14 protein-coding genes are annotated in these 20,037 nt (G+C 71.6%); 4 read left to right on the top strand and 10 right to left on the bottom strand.

Going from position 1 to position 20,037, the window contains the following annotated elements; genetic code table 11:
- Positions 1 to 76 precede the first annotated feature (76 nt).
- The 5 genes from IMZ11_RS33135 to IMZ11_RS33115 form a co-directional block, all read right to left on the bottom strand.
- A complete protein-coding gene (locus tag IMZ11_RS33135) occupies positions 77 to 2,704 on the bottom strand; it encodes a bifunctional FO biosynthesis protein CofGH (RefSeq protein WP_255707451.1) in 2,628 nt (875 codons plus the stop codon).
- A 315-nt stretch (positions 2,705 to 3,019) separates the two neighbouring features.
- Positions 3,020 to 4,000 (bottom strand): DNA-3-methyladenine glycosylase, encoded by a 981-nt coding sequence (locus IMZ11_RS33130; protein ID WP_228646346.1) that lies wholly within the window; start codon positions 3,998 to 4,000, stop codon positions 3,020 to 3,022.
- Positions 4,001 to 4,086: 86 nt separating this feature from the next.
- Positions 4,087 to 5,175: an NDP-sugar synthase gene (locus tag IMZ11_RS33125; protein WP_061253432.1), complete on the bottom strand. Its 1,089-nt coding sequence runs from the start codon at positions 5,173 to 5,175 to the stop codon at positions 4,087 to 4,089.
- 162 nt (positions 5,176 to 5,337) lie between these two features.
- Complete coding sequence (locus IMZ11_RS33120; protein ID WP_228646345.1) at positions 5,338 to 6,360, bottom strand: lysylphosphatidylglycerol synthase transmembrane domain-containing protein; 1,023 nt, start codon at positions 6,358 to 6,360, stop codon at positions 5,338 to 5,340.
- A gap of 58 nt (positions 6,361 to 6,418) precedes the next feature.
- Positions 6,419 to 7,264 carry a class I SAM-dependent methyltransferase gene (locus IMZ11_RS33115; RefSeq protein WP_228646344.1) on the bottom strand — a complete coding sequence of 282 codons (846 nt, stop codon included), beginning with the start codon at positions 7,262 to 7,264 and terminating at the stop codon, positions 6,419 to 6,421.
- A gap of 155 nt (positions 7,265 to 7,419) precedes the next feature.
- On the opposite strand from IMZ11_RS33115, the gene IMZ11_RS33110 reads away from it, so the two are divergent.
- The gene (locus tag IMZ11_RS33110) at positions 7,420 to 8,367 is read left to right on the top strand and encodes a lysylphosphatidylglycerol synthase domain-containing protein (RefSeq protein WP_228646343.1); all 948 of its coding nucleotides are present in this window, start codon (positions 7,420 to 7,422) and stop codon (positions 8,365 to 8,367) included.
- Here IMZ11_RS33110 and IMZ11_RS33105 read toward each other — a convergent pair.
- From IMZ11_RS33105 to IMZ11_RS33085, 5 genes are all read right to left on the bottom strand, one after another.
- Positions 8,337 to 9,413, bottom strand: a complete 1,077-nt coding sequence (locus tag IMZ11_RS33105) for a glycosyltransferase family 4 protein (RefSeq protein WP_228646342.1) — start codon at positions 9,411 to 9,413, stop codon at positions 8,337 to 8,339. The genes IMZ11_RS33110 and IMZ11_RS33105 overlap by 31 nt on opposite strands.
- 4 nt (positions 9,414 to 9,417) lie before the next feature.
- Positions 9,418 to 10,347, bottom strand: coding sequence for a glycosyltransferase family 2 protein (locus IMZ11_RS33100; protein WP_228646341.1), 930 nt, complete (start codon positions 10,345 to 10,347; stop codon positions 9,418 to 9,420).
- 69 nt (positions 10,348 to 10,416) lie between these two features.
- Positions 10,417 to 11,211: a permease-like cell division protein FtsX gene (locus tag IMZ11_RS46445; RefSeq protein WP_228646340.1), complete on the bottom strand. Its 795-nt coding sequence runs from the start codon at positions 11,209 to 11,211 to the stop codon at positions 10,417 to 10,419.
- 253 nt (positions 11,212 to 11,464) lie between these two features.
- On the bottom strand, positions 11,465 to 12,364 hold the full coding sequence (locus IMZ11_RS33090) for a permease-like cell division protein FtsX (protein ID WP_228646339.1): 900 nt from the start codon (positions 12,362 to 12,364) through the stop codon (positions 11,465 to 11,467).
- A gap of 9 nt (positions 12,365 to 12,373) precedes the next feature.
- On the bottom strand, positions 12,374 to 14,533 hold the full coding sequence (locus tag IMZ11_RS33085) for a hypothetical protein (RefSeq protein ID WP_228646338.1): 2,160 nt from the start codon (positions 14,531 to 14,533) through the stop codon (positions 12,374 to 12,376).
- A gap of 162 nt (positions 14,534 to 14,695) precedes the next feature.
- Here IMZ11_RS33085 and IMZ11_RS33080 point away from each other — a divergent pair, with 162 nt between their 5' ends.
- The 3 genes from IMZ11_RS33080 to IMZ11_RS33070 all read left to right on the top strand — a co-directional run bounded on the left by IMZ11_RS33080 (position 14,696) and on the right by IMZ11_RS33070 (position 19,749).
- Positions 14,696 to 16,249 carry a phospholipid carrier-dependent glycosyltransferase gene (locus tag IMZ11_RS33080; protein ID WP_228646337.1) on the top strand — a complete coding sequence of 518 codons (1,554 nt, stop codon included), beginning with the start codon at positions 14,696 to 14,698 and terminating at the stop codon, positions 16,247 to 16,249.
- A 400-nt stretch (positions 16,250 to 16,649) separates the two neighbouring features.
- Positions 16,650 to 19,043, top strand: coding sequence for an LCP family protein (locus tag IMZ11_RS33075; RefSeq protein WP_228646336.1), 2,394 nt, complete (start codon positions 16,650 to 16,652; stop codon positions 19,041 to 19,043).
- Positions 19,044 to 19,350: 307 nt separating this feature from the next.
- Positions 19,351 to 19,749, top strand: a complete 399-nt coding sequence (locus IMZ11_RS33070) for a hypothetical protein (RefSeq protein ID WP_228646335.1) — start codon at positions 19,351 to 19,353, stop codon at positions 19,747 to 19,749.
- Positions 19,750 to 20,037: the final 288 nt, after the last annotated feature.

The following is a 20,037-nucleotide window of genomic DNA, read 5'->3' as shown; positions in this document are numbered from 1 at the left end:
TCACGATTGTGCCAACGGGCCCCGCACAGGACGCAAGTACCTCGACGGCGAATATGTAGAACTTGTTATAACCACGTCACGCGATGGGCAGGGTCCTCCTGACGCTCTGGCAGACGCCGTCGCTCCGCTCCGCCGCGGCGATCCGCTCGGCGCTCGGCGCCTCGTACGACGTGGTGCGCTGGCGCAGCGGCCGCCCGATGGGGGCCACCATGGCGGCGATCTCGCTGATCGTCTTGTAGGAGCCGTTCTCCGACCCGGCCATCCGGCTGATGGTCTCCTCCATCAGCGTGCCGCCGAGGTCGTTCACGCCTCCGTCGAGCACGGCGCGGCAGAGGTCGTCACGGAGCTTGACCCACGAGCACTGGATGTTCGGGATCGCACCGTGCAGCATGATCCGCGCCAGGGCGTGCACGGCGCGGTTCTCGCGCGCGGTCGGCCCGGGACGCGCCACCCCCGCGAGGTAGATCGGGGCGCTGTGGTGCACGAACGGCAGCAGCACGAACTCGCGGAACCCGCCCGTCTCCTCCTGGATCCTGCGGATGAGCCGGATGTGGCGGACCCAGTGCGCGTGCGTGTCGACGTGCCCGTACATCATGGTCGAGGTCGTCGGGATGCCCACCTTGTGCGCGGTGGTGATCACCTCGATCCACTCCTTCGCCGGGAGCTTGCCCTTGGTCAGCACCCAGCGGACGTCGTCGTCGAGGATCTCGGCGGCCGTGCCCGGCAGCGAGTCGACCCCGGCCTCCTTGGCCGCGTGCAGCCATTCCGCTATGGACAGGTTCGTACGGCTGGCGCCGTTGATGACCTCCATCGGCGAGAACGCGTGCACGTGCATGTCCGGGCAGCGTTCCTTGACCGCGCGGGCGATGTCGAAGTAGGCCGTTCCCGGCAGGTCGGGGTGGATCCCGCCCTGCATGCAGACCTCGGTGGCACCCGCGTCCCACGCCTCCCGCGCCCGGTCGGCCACCTCGGAGAGCGAGAGCGTGAAGGCGTCGGCGTCGGTGCGGCGCTGCGCGAACGCGCAGAACCGGCAGCCGGTGTAGCAGACGTTGGTGAAGTTGATGTTCCTGTTGACGACGTAGGTGACGTCGTCGCCCACCGCCTCACGGCGCAGCCCGTCGGCGATCCGGGCCAGTTCGTCGAGGCCCGCGTCGTCGGCGCCCACGCCGTTCTGGTCCCCGGCCAGGCCGAGCAGCGCCAGGGCCTGCTCGTCGGTGAGCGTCGCCGGGGCGGTCTCCGCGACGCGCAGCGCCTCCCGGACCTCCGAGGTGGTGCCCCCGCCGGCGCCCGCGGTGTGGGGCAGCCGCTCGCGGAGGGCGTCCCAGTCGCCGTAGACGCTGTCGAAGTCGGCCCGGCGGTCGGCTGTCCGGCCCTCGGAGTCGATCGCGATGTGCAGGTCGGCGCGGCCCGTGGTCCGCGGCGCGGCGTCCGCCTGCGCCTGGAAGCCGCCGTCGGGCTCCTGCCACGGCCGCCCGACCGGCGTCGCGTCCTCCCGGGCCAGGCCGGTACGGGGATCGGCCAGGGCGGCGACGTGCTCGCGCAGCCGGGGGTCGAGCCACGGTTCCCCGGCCAACACGTATTCCGGATATATCGTCAGGCGTTCCCGCAGCTCGAACCCGGCGGCGGCCGTGCGGGCGGCGAGGTCGTCGATCTGCGGCCACGGGCGCTCGGGGTTCACGTGGTCAGGCGTGAGCGGTGAGACGCCGCCCCAGTCGTCGATACCCGCGCGGATCATCAGGGTGAACTCGTCGTCGACCAGATTCGGCGGCGCCTGGATCCGCACCTTGGGCCCGAGCACGAGCCTGGCCACCGCGATCGTCACGGCGAGCTCCTGGAGGTCGGCGTCCGGCATGCCGCGCATCGCCGTGTCCGGCTTGGCGCGGAAGTTCTGGACGATCACCTCCTGGATGCCTCCGTACTCCCGGGCCACGCGGCGGATCGCGAAGATCGCCTCGGCGCGGTCCTGGACGGTCTCCCCGATGCCGATCAGGATGCCGGTGGTGAACGGCACGCTCGTGCGTCCGGCGTCCTCCAGCACGCGCAGCCGTACGGCCGGGTCCTTGTCGGGCGAGCCGTAGTGCGCCTGGCCCTTCTCGGTGAAGAGCCGCTCGGACGTGGTCTCCAGCATCATGCCCATCGACGGCGAGACCGGCTTGAGCCGCTGGAGGTCGCGCCACGTCATCACGCCGGGGTTGAGGTGCGGCAGCAGGCCGGTCTCCTCCAGCACCCGTACGGCCATGGCCCGGACGTAGGACAGGGTGTCGTCGTACCCGTGGGCGTCCAGCCACTCGCGGGCCTGGTGCCACCGGTCCTCGGGGCGGTCACCCAGCGTGAACAGGGCCTCCTTGCAGCCCATCGCCGCTCCCTGGCGGGCGATCTCCAGGACCTCGTCCGGCGGCAGGAAGGGGCTGTCGAGCTTGTGCGGCGCGGTCGCGAACGTGCAGTAGCCGCACCGGTCCCGGCACAGCCGCGTCAGCGGGATGAAGACCTTCCTGCTGTAGGTGACGATCCCCGTCCGGCCCACCGCGTCCAGCCCGGCGTCCCTGACCCGTGAGGCGTGGTCGAGCAAGGTCTCCAGGTGATCGCCTCGGGCGTGCAGCAGGACGACGGCCTCGGTGACATCGAGGGCCTTGCCGTCGCGTGCCCGAGCCAGTGCCCGCCGCAGCGCGGCGTCTGTGGGGTTCGCGCTCATGGGCTGCACCATACGTCGCGGCGTACGGCGGGTCCTCGGCGGGGTCGGCTCATCAATTCAGAGTTTCTTAAGAGATGACCTCAAAAGAATTCAATAGACGTAAATAGATGCACGCAAACATACTGGAGGCATCACCCACTGCCACCACGGAGGTCACCATGACCTGGCTCGTCGTCACCTTCCTGATCGTCGTCGCGGTCCTCGCCCCGCTCTTCGGCACGGACACGCGTGACGGTCGCGACTGGACACCCGCTGACACGCCCCGGAGTCCCTCGGGCGGCGGCACCCGGCGGTTCCGATCACGCCGGACCCCGGAGCGGCGCGAGGTCAGAACGACCGGTAGTCGCGAACGGACATCCGCGGGCCGCGCGCCGGTGGCCTGCGGCCACTGAGCGTGATCAGCCACGCCACCCGGTGGCGCTGGCCCCTGAACGGTTCGAGGAGCTCCAGCATGGCGGCGTCGTCCACCTTCCGCCCGGTCAGCGCGTAGCCCACCAGGCCCGACAGGTGAAAGTCCCCCACGCTGGGCGCGTCGGGATCTCCGTGGGCACGCTGGCGGACCTCCGCCGACGTCCAGACCCCGATCCCCGGCAGCGCCCGCAGCAGGCGATCCGCCTCCGCGCAGCCGGCCGCACCTGACGGCGGCGGCACGGTCGCCTCCAGCTTCACGGCGTGGGCGGCCGCGTTGATGATCGTCCGCGCGCGTACGGCCTCCGCCCCGGCCCGATGCCAGTCCCAGGAGGGGATCCGCCGCCAGATTTCGGGCGACGGGATGACGATCATGCCCTCGGGTGCGGGCCCTGGGGCGGCGTCGCCGTACGTACGCAGAAGGTGGCGCCAGGCTCGCCACGCCTCCATCCCGACGACTTTCTGCTCCAGCACGGCGGGGACCAGCGCCTCGAAGACGCGGGACGACCGTCCGACGCGCAGGCCCGGATGCCGGGCGGCCAGCTCACCGACGAAGGCGGCGGTACGCGCGGCTCCTGAGGCGGCCGCCCGCGCCAGCGTGTCCGCGAACGCCGAAATATCGTCATCCGCTCCGAGCAGGGCGGGCAGGGTCTCCAGCAGCCACTCGGCCCCCGGACCCCACGCCTGACCGAACACCTCGCCGGCCGCGGCGGTGATCCGCAGCGTGCCGGGACCGTCCGGAGTGCGTGAGGTCCGCCAGAACGCGCCGTCGGGCGTGCGCCGCCAGGTGGGGTCCCCGCCCCCGTGCTGGTGCGGCGACAGCGTCAGGACCAGGTCGAGGGCCCCGGCGGGCCGCCACCGGCGTTCCCGTGCCCTCTCCGCCGCGCCTGTCGGCGTCATCGCTCCTGCCACCACACCATCTCAACGTACTCGGCCGGAGCGGCACCAAATGTCGCTGTATGTCGCCGGATGTCGCCGGACCTCTGCTAGACGTCGCTGGAGAAGCGGACCGAGCACTCGCGCAGCGTGACGCCGGGCCAGACGCGCGCACCGGCGGCGAGCTCGTTGCCCGGGCCGATGACGGCGCCGTCTCCCACGACCACGTCGCGCAGCACCGCGCCGGTCGCGATCCGGGCTCCCGTGCCGACGATCGAGTCGACCACGGTGGCGCCCGGCTCCACCACGGCGCCGTCGCCGAGGACGCTTCCCTGAACGCTGGCGCCCGCCTCCACGGAGACGCCGGCGCCGACGACCGTCCCCCCGCCGACCTTGGCCTCGGGCGAGACCGTCGCGCCGTCCAGCAGGAGGAACTCGCCCACCGGCCCCGGCAGGGCGTGCGACTCCAGCTTGCCGAGCACGAGGTCGGCCGAACCCCGCACGAAGGCGGCCGGGGTGCCCACGTCGAGCCAGTACGAGGCGTCGGAGTAGCCGAGCACCAGTTCCCCGGCCTCGATCAGCCCGGGGAAGGTCTCCCGCTCCACCGACACGACCTGGCCGGCCGGGATCGAGTCGATCACCGAGCGCTGGAACACGTAGCACCCGGCGTTGATCCGGTTCGTCACCGGATTGGGGGTCTTCTCCAGGAACGCCGTGACACGGCCGTCGGGAGACGTCGGCACGCAGCCGAACCTGGACGGATCGTCGACCTCGGTCAGATGGAGCGTGGCCGAGGCGCCGCGCTCGACGTGCACCCTGATCTGGTCGGCTATGTCGTGTCCGGAGAGGATGTCGCCGTTCAGCACCAGCACGGGGGCGTCCGGGCCGCAGGTGAGCGCCTCGGCCGCGTTGCGGATCGCGCCGCCGGTGCCCAGCGGCGTCTCCTCCGTCATGTAGACGATGTCGAGCCCCAGGGACGAACCGTCACCGAAGGCGTCGGCGAACATCGACGCCCGGTAGGAGGTGGCGAACACGATCCGCCGGACCCCGAACGAGCGGGCCTTGGCCAGTTGGTGCGCGAGGAACGGAACCCCTGCCGTCGGCAGCAACGGCTTCGGCGTAAAAAGCGTCAAAGGCCGCAAACGCGTTCCTTGACCACCAACCAGAAGAATCGCCTCATAATGGGCTGACTCCGGCAAACAGCTCTTCCTCACATTGGCGAGGTTAGCCTAACGATCCGCAGGACGCCGTGAGGAAACCAGATGTGCCCGACCTGAGACCTGCCCGGAAAATTCCGCTGACCTGGCAAATGCCGTGAATCACGCAAAACCATCGGCCGCCGGTGTGTCCTCGATCGCACGCTATTCCCGCCGCGAATCCTCCGGCCCCGGCGTGACGTCCGACGTGCTCCCGGACGTGCTCCCGGGCGTGCTCTCGGACGCGGTCGGGGAGACGGCCCCGGAGATCCCGGATCTCCCGACCGCCACGGGTGCCGCCCGCCGCGCGGAGATCCCGGCGAGGGCCGCGCACACGAGATCGCCCACCGAGACGATCAGCCGGGAGCAGATCGTCGCGGCGATCGCGGCGTCCTGGCTGAGCACGGGCGCCAGTGCCGCGACCATCGCGACCTCGCGCACCCCCGCGCCCGCGGGGGCGATCACCACGATGAAGCCCAGGCACCAGGCCAGCGCGAACGCGCCGACGCTCAACAGCGCCGCCCTCGGCCCCGTCGCGCCGAGGCCGTGGACGATCAGGGCGAGGTGCGTGCCGTACGCGGCCCAACCGGCGAAGGCCCAGCCGCACGCGACGAGCACGCCACGTCGGCTCAGGGGCCGCTCCAGCGGCGGCTTGCGCAGCAGCCTGAGCCCGAGATTGATGCCCCAGTTGACCACGGAGGGATGCAGGGCGGCCGCGAGCACCGGGATCAGCAGCAGCAGCCAGGCGAACCGCGCCACCGAGCCGCCCGCGAGCACCGGCAGCGTCACGGCCGCCGTCAGCAGCCCGCTGCCCAGATAGACGGGATAGGTCAGGAAGTACGCCGCCGCGCTGCGCGATCTCGGGATGGCGTGGTCACGGCCCATCTCCATCTGGGCCAGCACCGGCCAGAGCGATCCGGGGATGTACTTCCCGAGCTGGCCGATGAAGAAGATCTTCGCGGCGTCCCGGAACGCCAGCGGCGAGCCGAGGTCGGCGAGCAGGGCCCGCCACATCATCATGCCGCAGACCAGCGCCGCGACCACGGCGAGCAGGGAACCGCCGAGCTCCGGCCAGGACAGCCGCGCGAAGCCCGCCGACACCTCGGTCCACCGGCTCGCGACCGCCCACCCGCCGAAGCCCAGCGCGACGGCCAGGAAGAGCAGCCGGAGGGCCTTGCGCCCGGTCACCGGCGCACCACCCGCTCCCCCGCCGCCGCCCCGCCCGGCTCTCGGCGTCGCGCGCCGGTCATGGTGTGCGCACCGGCTCGGGTGGTTGCGGAAGCACGGGTCCGCGCGGGCGGCGCGGCGTCCTGGTCGCGACCCACAGGTACGTCGGCACGATCGGCAGCAGGGCCCGGAGCGCCTCGCGCGGCGCCCGCTCCAGGGTGCTCTTGGCGACCCGGCCCACCGCGCCGGGGAACAGCTCGCCGCCGGCGAACCGCTCGGGCGAGGCCAGCACCGGGAACGTGTAGTCCCACACGTGGAAGTCCCTGAGCATCCTGCGCAGGCCGCCCCGGGTGCGGAAGCGCTCGTAGTAGTTGTCCGCCCGGCCGAACGCCCGCACATAGCGGTCGGCGGCGGCGGGCGGCAGGTAGGACAGGAACGGCAGCTTGTAGTGCGGCTCCATGACGCCGAGCCGGTTGCCGAGGCCCAGGTAGAGCACGCCGTCGTCGGCGAGCACCCGGTGCATGTCCTTGATCACCGCGTCGGGGTCCACCACGTGCTCGTAGATGTGGTTGAACACCAGCACGTCGACCGAGCCGTCGGGGAACGGCAGCGCGCCACCGTCGGCGCACACGAACTCGACCCGCTCGCCGAACCGCTCCGCCGCCTTCCGCAGACCGGGGACGTCGATGTCCACCCCGAACGTGCGGCTCGCTCCCGCGCCGGCGAGCTCGTCGGCGATGAACCCGGCGGAACAGCCGATGTCGGCGACGGTCAGCCCGGCCAGCGGGCGGGCGGGATCCTCGGCGCCGAGGAAGTGCCCGAGCACAGCGATGATCTTGGCGGCCTTGCGGCGGCGCTTCTCCTCGTCCAGCATCGCCGCCTGGAACTCGGAGTACTCCAGCTGGGCGGCGCGTTGCCTGCTCACCGGTCGCTCACCACTCCCCGGCCGCTCATCGGCCCTCTCACCACTCCTCCGCTTCCCACGCCGCCCAACAGTACCGGCGCGCCGGGGCGGGCTCGGCCCACCTTGTGGACAACTCACCCCTACCAAACGGTAGCTTCGGGTCGTACTCTTGGCGGATGCTGAGCCGCCTGCGGTCGAGCCGACTGCTCAGGGGCCTCCTGGCCCTGGTCGCGCTGGCCTTCCTCGGGTACGGCCTGGCCAGGAACTGGACCGACACTTCGGCCGCGCTTGTCCGGCTGTCGTGGTGGTCGCTGGCCGGATGCCTCGCCGCCGTGCTCATCAGCTACGCCTTCATGCTGCTCGCCTGGATGGCCGTCCTGGGCGGGCTCGGCTCGCGGCTGCCCTTCCGGGTGGCCGCGCGCGTGCTCTACGTGGGGCAACTCGGCAAGTACATCCCCGGCTCGGTGTGGGCGTTCGCGGCCATGATGGAGCTGGCCCGCGACCACGGAGCGCCCCCTCGGCGCACGTTCAGCGCCACGGCGCTCGCCCTGGTCACGTCGCTCGGCTGCGCGCTCACCCTCGCCGCGGCCACCCTCTCCCGGCAGATCGCCGGTCAGGCGTGGTACCTGCTGGCGCTGATCCCGCTCATCCTCGTCGGCCTGCACCCCCGCGTACTGACCTGGGGCCTGAACCTCGCCCTCAGGATCGCCCGCAAGGAGCCCCTCGACCGGGTGCTGAGCGGTGCGGACATGCTCAGGGCGGCCACCTGGACGATGATCGGCTGGCTCTGCTACGGCGTTCACCTGTGGGTCCTGGTCGCCGACATGCGGTCCGGCGGGCTCACGCTCTACGCCGTCGCCGCCGGGGCGTACGCACTGGCCTGGGCGACCGGCATCCTGACGGTCGTGGTCCCCGCGGGCATCGGCGTACGCGAAGGGGCGATGGTCGTCGCGCTCGCGCCCGTCCTGGACACTCCGAGGGCCCTGGTGGTCGCCGTCGTGTCGCGGGTGGCGTTCACGCTGGGCGACGCGGCCTGGGCCGGGCTCGGCTTCCTCCTCGCCCGCACCCTGCCGCGTCCCGCCCTCCCGCTCGGTCAGGAAAGGCCGAGCAGCGTGTCGACGTAGGTGTCCCAGAAGGGCTCGGGATCGACGGCCTTGACCCCTTCGGCCAGCCGCCGTGCCGTACCCGGCTCGTAGAAGCGCGTGATCGCGTCCGCGAGCGTGTCCACGGAGCCCGGCTCGACGAGCAGGCCGTCCACGTCGTCGGTCACGTTGTCGGGAAGCGCGCCGACCCTGGTCGCGATGACCGGGACACCGTGCTCATGACCGAGCCACACGTTCTGGCTCGCCGTCGCCGAGCGGTACGGGAGCACGAGGGCGTCGGCCCGCGCGAACAGGCCGGGCACGTCGTCGGCCGCGACGTACCCCGGCCGCAGCTCGACCCGGTCGTCCAGCCCGAGCTCGCCGATGAGCGCCCTGGTCTCCTCCCAGCCGCCCCAGAACTCGCCCGCGACCGTGAGGCGCACGTCAGGCACCCGGGCGAGCGCCCGCAGCAGCAGGTCGAGCCCCTTGTACGGCCGGACGATGCCGAAGAAGAGCAGCTCGCGCCCCGGCTCGCGCTCCCGCGAGGCCGGGAGGCCGCGCGCGGGCAGATGCGGCGCGAGCGCGGACACCCCCACCGGGACCCCGGTGAGTCCCCTGGCCAGCTCCGCCTGCTGCTCCGAATGCGCCAGGACCGCGTCGACCCGCGCGAGCAGCGCCTTCATCAATGGCCGGTCGTACGGCTTGCTCTCGTGCGGAAGCACGTTGTGGCACAGCGCCACCACCCGGGTCCGGCGGCGCAGGCCGTACAGGATGCCGAGGTAGGCGGGCACCTGCACGGGGCTGAGGACGGCCAGGATCACGAGGTCGGCGCCGCGCAGCCGCCGTCCGCGGCGGACCCAGCCGTCGGGCCGCCGCCAGTCGAGCTCGCGGCGCGTCTCGGGGTACGGCTCGCCCTCCGGCGTGTCGATCGTCTGCTGTCCGGGATACAGGAAGGAGGGGTACTGCGCCTTCCACGACTCGATCACCACGTCGTGGCCACGCGCCCGCAGCCGGTGGGCCAACTCGGTGGTGTGCTGGGCGCCGCCGCCCTTGTAGGGGTAGGTCGGGCCGACGATCGCGATCCTCATCGCGTCACTCGGCCCGCGAGCGGACGATCAGGTCGGCGAGCAGTGCCAGCGACCCGATCAGCAGGCCGGAAATGAAGATCACGGTCGTGTTGCCGGCCAGGTAGAACGGGGTCTTGATGTTGTCGTAGACCCCCTTCACCAGGCCGATGCCGACCAGCCAGAGCGCGGGCGGCATGAGCACCTTGAGCGGATTGAAGTACATCACCATCCGCAGCACCTGCAGGATGTAGCGGTAGGCATCGGAGATGAAGCTGAACTTCGACTTCCCGGCCCGCTTGCTGTACTCGATCGGCAGGTAGTAGACGTCGTGCTGGTTCGACAGGAACGACAGCGTGATCGTCGTGACGCAGGAGAACCCGGGCGGCAGCAGCCGGAGGTACGGCTTGGCGACCGACTTGCGGAACGCCCGCAGGCCGGAGTTGAGGTCGGGGATCTTCTGCCCGGCGAGCCGCTCCGCGACCTTGCGGATGAACCACTTGGCGGGCACCCGCAGGAACTTGTGCGAGCCTTCCTCGGTGGTCCGCGCGCCGACCACCTGGTCGACGGTCGAGTCCTTCTCCAGGATGCCGACCAGCTCGGGGATGCGCTCGTTGGGGTAGGTCATGTCGGCGTCGGTCCACACGACGATCTCGCCCCGGGCCTCCTGGGAGCCGATCCTGCGCACCGTGCCCGATCCGCCGTTGCGGTGGAACGCCTTGATCCGCATGTGCGGGAAACGCGGCGCCGCCTCCTGGAGCCGCGCGAGCGTCTCGTCGCTGGAGCAGTCGTCCACGGCGAGCAGCTCGTAGGTGTAACCGCTGGCGTCCATGGCCGCGCAGATGCGCTCGACCTCGTCGATCACGTGATCCTGCTCGTTGTAACAGGGCAGGACGATCGTCACGTATGGGGTTTCGGCGGGGATCACGGCGCTTCCAGAGGTATCGGGCGTGCTCACGTCCGGCAAGGGTACTCTGCCCCGGCGACCCCCGACCCCACATCCCGATCTCGTAGGGTCCCCGGCCCGCTACGGCCGGACCACCGGCGTCACTTGCGCCACGCCCGCCATGCCGGTGAGCGACTTCTCGATACGCGCGACCGCCGAGGGGTCCGCGAGCGTGAGATAGAAGGTCTCCGGCAGCTCGTCGAGATCGCCGCCTCCGAACGACATCAGCCACTCGACGTGGTCACGGGCCTTCGCCGCGTGTGCCGGGTCCTCAAGATAGATCTTCTCGATGCCCCGGACCGCGCGGATCCGGTCGAGAACGGCCTCCTTCTCGGCTTCGGTGGCCCGTCCGCGTCCTTCACATCGCTTCGCGGACCGGTGTACGGCGTCTTTCGGGCACAGCATGACCGAGACGTCCGCCTTCCCCCACCAGAAGTTGTCCCGGTAGGCGCCCGAGGCGCCCACCCCGGGAAGGTCGGCCAACTCGCCGAGCAGCGCGCGCCAGTCCCCTCGCGCGAGGGTGCCGCCGTAGGTGATGTGGGGCATGAAGTCCACGGTGAGGATGGCACCGATCCGGTAATCCTGACGCGCGATGGCCAACGCCTCCTCACGCGTCCGGCGCCGGTACGACGTGATCTCCGGGAGCGACGCGAGCGCCCGCTCGATGCCTCGCAGCTCCCCGACCGTGACGGCGCCACGGCCCGCACACCCTGCCCACGCCCTGTCGTCCTCGCAGAGATAGAGGAAGAAGGTGCCGGTCTCGGGCCAGGGGCCGTCGGGGGGCGGCAGCAGCGGCACCTGATATCTGGCGGTGTCGGCCACGACTCCGGCGATGAGGAGGCCCATCGACGCGGCCGCCGCGATCGGCTTCCACACCCCCGGTTTCCCCACCCGCGACGCCCTCAGGCGGGAACCGAGGCCCCGCAGACCCCCGGTGGCCGGTCCCGGCTCCCGAACGGAGTCCGGGCCGAAAGACAACTCCTCGGTTTCCGGGATATCCGCCGATAAATCCATGCGCAGACCTTAGCGCCATGATCGTTCCCTGACAGGGCGTGTTCCTCCACCGCCGGTTCCACACGAAGCCGCGCGCACCCACGGCGAACGACGATCACATGGGAACCGGCGACGATCACATGGAGACCGGCCAGACGGCGAGAACTCCGGGCATCTTTTCCAGCGCCTTCTGGATGCCCCTCACCTGCCCCGGGTCGTCGAGCTTCACGTAGAAGCACTCGGGGACGTCCTCCTCGCGCATGGCGGCCCCGTCCTCCGGTCCGCCCGCGACGTACGCCCGTCGTTCCTTGAGCCCATGCGCACGATCGGCGAAGTAGACGGTCCGTACCCCTGCCAGATCGTGCAGGCGGTCCAGCACGGCCTGTTTCTGCCGCTCGCCGGCCGGGCCTTCACCGCAGTTCTCGTTCAGCAGGGTCGAGGTGCAGAACTCGACGGAGACGTCGGCCTTGCCCAGCCAGAAGCTGATCGGCACGCGGCGTACGATGCCCACGCCGGGGAGGGAGCCCACCTCGTGGGCCACCCGGGCGAAGACCTCCGGGCTTCTCATCTCGCCCTCGAAGGAATCCGCGAACGCCTCCTTGTTGATGATGTCCACCGCCTCGCCCTCGGCCCGGTAGAAGGCCACGACCTTCGCGTACGCCTCGTCCTTGCCGATGAACATCACCCCGGTGACATCGGGGAGGGTTCGGAGCTTCTCCTCGACCGCCCGGACCTGCCGCGTGGTGGCGGGATCGCCGTCCGGGCAGGATCCGTAGGGCCGCCTGCCACCGCACATGTCGACGACGAACTTCACCTGCCGGGGCCAGGGGCCCGCGGGCGGGTCCTCAGGAAGCCGCGACTGGCGGTAGAGGAACCAGCCGCCCGCACCCAGCGCGGCCAGGAGGACGACGGACGACACCGCGACGACGACCGCCCTCGTGTGTGACCGCACCCAGGCGGACAGCCGTGGCTCGCGGTCGGTGTCGCCCCCGAAGGACAATTCCTCGGCTTCGGTGGGCTCGGATCGCCACTCCATCCGCCGACCTTAACCCGATAAACATGACATTTCCCGCCACCGGCCGTGACACACGGGTATGGCCATCCAGACGTCGACCGCGAGGGACCAGACGGCGTCGGGAGGACTGGCGAGTGACCGCTCGTCCTGATGCGTGCGCAGCCGCAGCACCTGCGTGGCTTTGCCGTACCGCATGAGCTGGGGCTGCTCGGCGGCGAGCAGCACGGGACGGCGGCCGGTGGCCCGCACCCGGTCGATCAGCCTGCGGACGTCGGTCTCCAGCGCCACGCTCGACCCCTTGGGGTTCCTGATCCGCGCGGCCGGGACGCCGCACTGACCACGCACGAGCTGGGTGAACCTGTCGCCGGTGACCCTCTCCACGATCAGTACGGACGCGTCGCGGGGGATCGCCGCGCACATCCGGGCGACGGCGGCGGCCTCGCCCCGCTCGACGGGCGAGAACGCGGTCCCGATCGAGGTGACGGCAGGGGGGACCACCAGCAGGAGGGCGCCCGCGGCCACCGCGAGGCGGGAGCCGTACCCCGCGCGCCCGAGGCGGTCGCGCACCCACCGCAGGCCGAAGACCGCGAGCAGGATCAGCCCGGGGATCACGACGGGCACCAGCCGGCGCGCCGCGAACGGATGGTCCGGGGTGATCGCGGGGCGCCAGAGCGTGGTGGCGGTCGTCCAGCCGATGATCGCCAGCGGCAGCAGCCACGCCAGCCCCCGCCCCCGGGCCAGGCGCCGCACGAGAACGGCGGCGGCGAGCGTGGCCAGGACGACGACCGGAACCCCGACGTACCAGATCACCCAGTAGAGGGAGTGCTCGTAGTAGAGCCGGGTGCCGTCCACCGGGAGATGGTTGGCGCGCTGGACCTGCTGGATGAAGTCGGCGGTGAGCAGGTCCTCCGGGGTCACCGCCACACGGCGCACGGTCTGCAACCAGGGGCGTACGGCGAGGCCGGCCATGACGAGCACGACCAGCGCGGCGGCCGAGCCGGGCATCCCGGGCAGCCACCGAGGCGCCCGGCCGAGCCGCCCGGGGCCCGCCGGTCCCCGCCCGGAGCCGGTCCGGGCAGCGATCCGGGCAGCGATCCGAGGGGCGAGGGCCGTACCGGCGAGGGTGACCAGGACGACGACGGCGCAGATCGCGAGCAGCGGCAGCAACGACCCCGAGAGGTACTCCAGATAGGGGCGGGCCAGCAGGTAGCAGGCGGCGAACCCGCAGAACCCGCCCAACGCCAGCCCGGCCAGGAGCGGCACACCCAACCGGCCGTCCGGAAATCGCCGGGCCGGTTCGGGACGCGCGGCACCGCCCGCCGCCGGCGGCGGGCTTTCGGGCGGCGGTCCGGAGATGCGGCGCAGCGCGATCAACAGCCCGGCGTACGCCAGGACGGGGAGCACGTCACGCAGGCCGTCGATCCGCACGAGCAGGGCGAGTCCGAAGACGAGCCCGGCCAGCCCCGCCCCGAGCAGCGCGCCGTGGCCGGCCCGGAGCCGGTGCCGGGCGTCGAGCAGCAGCGCCATGCCGCCGAACAGCAGGATCAGGGACGGCATCTCGCTGAACGTCGTCCGCGACGTGTAGATGATCGGCATGCTGACCGCGAAGACCAGTGCCGCGAGCGGCGCCCAGCGGCCTCCGGCCAGGCGGGCGACCGTTCCGGCGAAGACGAGCACCGCGAGCGCACCCAGCACCGGCGGAACCAGCAGGAGACCGGGCACGCCGCCGAGCCAGTAGCCGACGGCGTCCAGCATCGGGGGGCCCGGCATGAACTGGGGCACGATCGCGCCGTGGAAGTCGTAGAACCCCATGCTGTCGAACCGCAGCGCGGGATCGGGGCCGCCGAAGTCGCCGTAGGGAATGGGCAGCGACCCGTGCCGGGCCAGCCAGATCGCGTACTGCGCGTACGTCGCGGGGTCCCGCCGCACGAAGAGCTGCTCGGCCCGCAGGAACCCGTTGAACAGGCCGGATCCGAGGGCGATGCCGATCACCGCCGCCGTGTGCGACGCCAGGGCGTCCACGGTCTCGGGCAGGCGGCGCAGGCCCCACCAGCACAGGACGACGGCCGTCCCCACGCCGAGCAGCGCCATGGGCAGCGGCCGGAACCAGCCGAGCAGGAGCAGCGGCAACCCGGCGAGCAGCCACCCGGCGAGGGCGAGCGCGGGCACGGCGGAGCAGACGGCGAGCACCCGGCCCGCCGAGGGCCATGTCGTTCGCGGCCGGAGCCGGCCAAACCAGTGCGTTGGGATGAGCCGAGCGTAACGGCCTCCCGCGGCTGACCGTCCCACGCGCCTCGGCGCCGTACGCGGCGCGGCACGATGTGTCGTGGCCGGCCGGTAGCGTACGCCGGGATGAACGCCGGGGGACGGGGAGTCAGGGTGTCGATGGTGGGGCGCGTCGCGCCGTGGGCTCGCCGCCACAGGTGGTTCCTGGGCGTGCTCGCGCTCGGGACCGCGCTACGCGTCGTGACCATGCTGGGATACCGGCCCGCCCTCTGGTTCCCGGACTCCTACAGCTACGTCGTGACCGCGATGCGGCCCAAGCCCGATCTGGTCCGTCCGGCGGGCTATTCGATGTTCCTGCGGCTGTTCGAGCCTCTGCACGGCTTCGGGTTCGTCACGCTCGCCCAGCACCTGCTCGGCCTGCTGACCGGCGTGATGATCTATCTCGCCGTGGTGCGCCGGCGCAGGCCGCGCTGGGTGGGCGCCCTGGCGTCGGCCCCCGTCCTGCTCGACGCGTACCAGATCCAGCTGGAACACCTGCTCGTCTCCGACTCGCTGTTCACGTTCCTGATCGTCGCCGCGGTCTGCCTGACGCTGCGCCCCCTGACCTGGCGTACGGCCCTCGCCACCGGTCTCCTCCTGGCCGCCGCGACGCTGACCAGGACCGTGGCCCTCCCACTGATCGCCGCCTTCGGGATCCTCCTGTTGTGGTTCGGCTCCCGCGCCGCCCGAGCGGGCAACGGCACGGCCGGCGGCGCGGCCGACGGCGGCACCGGGGCCGCCACCGGGAGAGCGAGCGGGCGGGTACGGCGCGGCCGGTTGCCGTGGCGGGTGACCGGGGTGTTCCTGGCGGCGGCGCTGGTGCCGGTCGCGGCCTACGGCGGCTGGTTCTGGGCCGCCCACCACCGGGTGGGGCTCATCGGCGCGAACGGGGTCTTCCTGTACGCGCGGACCATGTCGTTCGCGGACTGCGCGGTCATGCGGCCTCCGGCCGACCTCGCGGTGCTGTGCGACGACCGGCCCCCGGCCCGCAGGCCCCCGTCGCAGGAGTACATCTGGGATCCGGACGCGCCCCTGGTCCGGCTGCCCGGCATCACGTTCCTCCGCGAGACCGACGCGCTGGCCGGGCGGTTCGCCTGGCTGGCCATCCGCAGCCAGCCGCTCGACTACGTCGCGACCACCATGGACGAGCTCGCCCGGTCGTTCGTGTGGGGGCGGCCGGTCTATCCCGACGCCGAGACGTACGGGTACTACGAGTTCCCCGCGGACACCCCCGGCCCGCCGGGGCGCCATCCGGCGATCGTCGGCACCCGGTTCGCGGAGCAGTACGAGCGGGGCCCCATCGGCACCCGGGTCGTCGAGCCGTACGCGGGCGTGATGCGGGCCTACCAGAGCGTGGCCTTCCTGCCCGGCGTGCTGCTCCTGCCCGTTCTGCTCTTTCCCCCGCTGGTCGCCGTCGCGCGCTTCGCCGTACGGCGCCTGGCTCCGTCGAAGGGCACGGGGGCCGGATCCCGCAGGGCGGAGGCGTGGCGCGCGGCATGGGCGGTGCCCTGGGCGGTCGCGGGCCTGTTGCTGTTCATCCCGGCCGCGACGGCGGAGTTCGACTATCGATACGTGCTGCCCGCGACTCCGCTGGCCTGCTTGGCCGCCGCGCTCATGGTGCGGCCGCGTTCCCGGCGTTGATCCTTATCCCGGCATCCCGATCACATCCCGGCATCCCGGCCGCCGCATCGGCGCCATATCGAACTCATGTCCGGCTTCATCGACTTTCCGTACACCAGAGGGCCCTGGACCTGGACGGTTCCTGAGAGTCGGGCATTGTTCAGCTATTTGACATACCCCGAAATATCTATGTTTGAGTATGCTTCCGGCTGGATCACCCCTGTCGATGCAAAAGACTGGTCACGTCCAAAATCAGCGATCACGGCGCCCGCCCGCGCGTACGTGACCTAGCCTCGGCGATGAGCAGTCATGCTCTCGGTCAATGGACCGTAAAGCAAGGAGGACACGTGTGCGTGCGAAGCAGTAGTCAGCCCGGCTGTTCGCCCACACGTCCAGCGCGTCCCGCGACGAGGAGGGGCGCATGAGTGACCGCCGCCGCCAGCCTCCGGGGACGCCCGAGCAGCCCGGACAGCGCGTCTGGGGCCGCGAGGAGTCGGGAGCCCGCTACGGCGGCCCCGACCGTCAGGGGCAGCCCGACCGTCACGGCCAGTACGACCCGCAGGGCCGTTATTCAGGCGATCGGCGCGGGCCCGAGGGCCGCGCCCCGCGCCAGGACGGCTACCAGGACCAGCGCCGGGACGCTTACCAGGACGCCCAGGACGCTCCGCGCGGCCGCCGCAGGGGCGGTGCCAGAGCCGCCGGGCCCGCCGACCGCCAGGAGCAGGGCTACCAGGAACAGGGTCACCAGGGCCGCTCCCGTCAGGACCAGGGCTATCAGGACCAGGCGTACCAGCAGGGCTACCAGGACCCCGGGCACCAGCAGCACGGATACCCGCAGGACGAGTACGACGAGCCCGAGCCCGAGCGCGGGCCCTGGGGCGAGCGCGAGCCCGACGACGACTACCTCGACGACCCGCCGAAGCGGCGCTGGGGCCGGCGCTCGAACGTCGACCCCTGGGACGAACCGGACGACGAGGAACCGCGCAAGAAGCTCTGGGGCCGGCGCAAGTCCGGGAACGACGCCGGGAACGACGCCGAGAACGAGGCCGCGTTCGACGACGGCCACGACGGCGAGCCCGCCGGCGGTCAGGTCCACCCCCAGCGTGACGGGCGTGGTCATGCTCAGGGACATGCGCAGGGCAATGCCCAGGGGAACGGGCACGGCGCCCGCCGCGACGACCACTACGAGATGGCCAGGGACGACGCGTACGGCGACGCCGCCACCACCGCCTCGCGCCGGGGGTCCCGCCGGGCCACGAGCCGGAACGGCGACGGCCCCCCGAGCGGCCCACTGACCGGCCCTCCGACCAGCCCTCCCGGCGGCGGGCCGCAGTCACGCCGCCGCGGCGGCTCGGGCGATGGCAAGCGGGGCCTGGGCGTGCTCGGCTGGGCCAGCATCGCCATGACCACCGTCATGGTCGCCGGCACACTCACCGGGTACAAGATCTACCGGGACACCTTCGAAAAGTTCCATGTCGGTCAATCCGACGACGACCTGGACACGAACCGCCCCGAGAACGCGACGGGTGCGATCAACGTCCTGCTGGTCGGATCAGACACCCGCACCGGGGACAACAAGAAGTACGGCCAGCACATGGAGAACGACGGCGAGCGCACCGACACGATCATGCTGCTGCACGTCGCCCCGAACAGGGACGGCGCGACCCTGATCAGCTTCCCCCGCGACTCCATGGTCCTGATCCCCGAATGCCGCGACGTGAAGACCAAGGCGATCGTCCCGCAGCACCTCGGCATGATCAACTCGGCGTTCTCCTCCGGCGGCATGATCTGCACCCGCCGGACCATCGAGACGCTCACCCAGATCCCCATCGACCACTACGTGAAGGTCGACTTCACCGGATTCAAGAACATCGTGAACGCCCTGGACGGCATCGAGATCTGCCTGCCGAAGGACGTCAACGACAAGAAGGCCAAGCTGGTCCTGACCAAGGGCAAGCACATCGTCAAGGGCGAGACCGCCCTCGCCTACGTACGGGCCCGCTACGCCCTCGGCGACGGCGGCGACATCAGCCGGATCGAACGCCAGCAGGTCTTCATCTCCCAGGTGGTGAAGAAGGCCACCAGCAGCGGGCTGCTCACCGACTGGAACAAACTGCAGAAGTTCATCGACGCCACGGCCGACTCCGTCACGATGGACGACAAGCTCAACGGCGACGCGCTCCTCGATATCGCGAAGAGCGCCTCCAAGCTCAGCGCCAAGGGGTTCAAGGGCACCAAGGTGCCCTGGGAGCCGTACGTCGCGGACAAGAACCGCGTCCAGTGGAAGCAGCCGGATGCCGACAAACTGTTCGCCGGCATCCGCGGCGACGTGGAGGTCACCGCGTCGCCGAGCCCCGCCGCCTCCTCCTCCGGCGGCACCAAGCCCGCCGCCCCGACCGTCACCAAGCCGGAGCAGGTCAAGGTCCAGGTGTTCAACGGCACCAACACCGGCGGGAAGGCCAAGGAGGTCGCCGAGGCGCTGGCCGCCGAAGGCTTCCGGGTGGTCGGAGTCGGTGACGCGCGCAAGCCCGACGGCAGCGACCAGCCGACGACCATGATCCGCTACACCGGGCAGGGCTGGGACCAGGCCAAGATCCTCAGCGGAAAGCTGGAGAACACGATCAAGCCGGAGACCGGCAAGCTGGCCACCGGCCCGGCGACGCCCTTCACGTCCGCCTCGACCCCGGCCAAGCCCGGACGGGTCGCGGGCCCGATCATCCAGCTCGTGGTCGGCGCCGACTGGAAGGGCGTCAAGGTCGCGCTGAACGTGGGCGACGACGCCGTGACCTCCGAGACGGACATCTGCAAGGGCTGAGGTCCGCCGTTCACAGCAATTATTGATGTCCGTTACAGGAGTGATCGTTGAGACTTGCGTTAAGGTTGGGCGGAGCGGACGCATTCCGTGCTTCCACGTTCGCCTGACCGCACGGGACGTCCGCGCTAGCGTCTAGAACGCAGGCTCCGTCTCGAATGAGCCACCGGCCCCCGCTCGGCGAACCTTGAGAGTTTCCTCCCGTGACTGACACTCGCCCAACCCCTCACGTTCCGGGAGCGAACCCGGGTGAACCGCACGATCCCTCCGAGGACGCACCCACCGGCGTGATCGGCCGCATCACCGGCGAGTGGCCGCCGCCGTCCGCCGCTCCCGGCGGCGGTGCGCCCACCGGCGCCGCTCCGGCTCCGGAGGGCGAGCCGCCCGTACGGCAGGCGTGGGCGGCCCCGCCCGCGGGGAGCGGCTTCGGGGCACCGCAGGGCTCTCCGCCCTCCACAGGGCACTTCGCGTCCTTCGGCACCCCGTCCGCTCCCGCCCCCGCAGCGGGGCCGGGAGCAGGACCGGCGACGGGGTCTGCGGCCGGGACGGCGGCGGGACCGGCGGCGGGATCCGTGCCGCCAGGAGTGGCTTCATCGGCGCCGCCCGCGTCAGCGGCGGCGGAAACCCGGGCGCCGGCTCCGTCGGCACCCCCATCGGGAACATCGGGGCAAGCAAGGATCTCGGGAGCACCAGGCTCCGCCACCTCTGAAGGATCCGCGACGTCCGGGGGATCTCCGGCATCCGGAGGATCGGCGGCGTCCGGCACCGCGTCCGCCGGATCGGATCCCGAGCACCGGCCGCTGCCCAAGCGCCAACCGCGCACGCCGCGAGCCGGCGGCCCTGAGACGGGGAAGCCCGAGGCGGCCCCCCAGGGGTTCGACTACTTCTCCACGCCGCGCGCGGACTCCGGCCCCGCGCCCACGTCCGACCCTCTCGGCCCGGCCGCCCCGCAGAGCCCCTTCACCGGCTCGCCGCAGCACCCCCACGCCACCACGCC

The organism is Microtetraspora sp. AC03309, from assembly GCF_020826795.1.
Taxonomy (GTDB): Bacteria; Actinomycetota; Actinomycetes; order Streptosporangiales; family Streptosporangiaceae; genus Microtetraspora; species Microtetraspora glauca.
The sequence above is the reverse complement of the archived record's forward strand: the minus strand, read 5'-3'. Positions and strand labels throughout refer to the sequence as shown.

Excerpts from the sequence above, each read along its gene's own strand:
- IMZ11_RS33135 (WP_255707451.1), bottom strand. The coding sequence starts at position 2,704 with ATGGTGCAGCCCATGAGCGCGAACCCCACAGACGCCGCGCTGCGGCGG.
- IMZ11_RS33130 (WP_228646346.1), bottom strand. The coding sequence starts at position 4,000 with ATGACGCCGACAGGCGCGGCGGAGAGGGCACGGGAACGCCGGTGGCGG.
- IMZ11_RS33110 (WP_228646343.1), top strand. The coding sequence starts at position 7,420 with ATGCTGAGCCGCCTGCGGTCGAGCCGACTGCTCAGGGGCCTCCTGGCC.
- IMZ11_RS33105 (WP_228646342.1), bottom strand. The coding sequence starts at position 9,413 with ATGAGGATCGCGATCGTCGGCCCGACCTACCCCTACAAGGGCGGCGGC.
- IMZ11_RS33090 (WP_228646339.1), bottom strand. The coding sequence starts at position 12,364 with ATGGAGTGGCGATCCGAGCCCACCGAAGCCGAGGAATTGTCCTTCGGG.
- IMZ11_RS33080 (WP_228646337.1), top strand. The coding sequence starts at position 14,696 with ATGAACGCCGGGGGACGGGGAGTCAGGGTGTCGATGGTGGGGCGCGTC.
- IMZ11_RS33075 (WP_228646336.1), top strand. The coding sequence starts at position 16,650 with ATGAGTGACCGCCGCCGCCAGCCTCCGGGGACGCCCGAGCAGCCCGGA.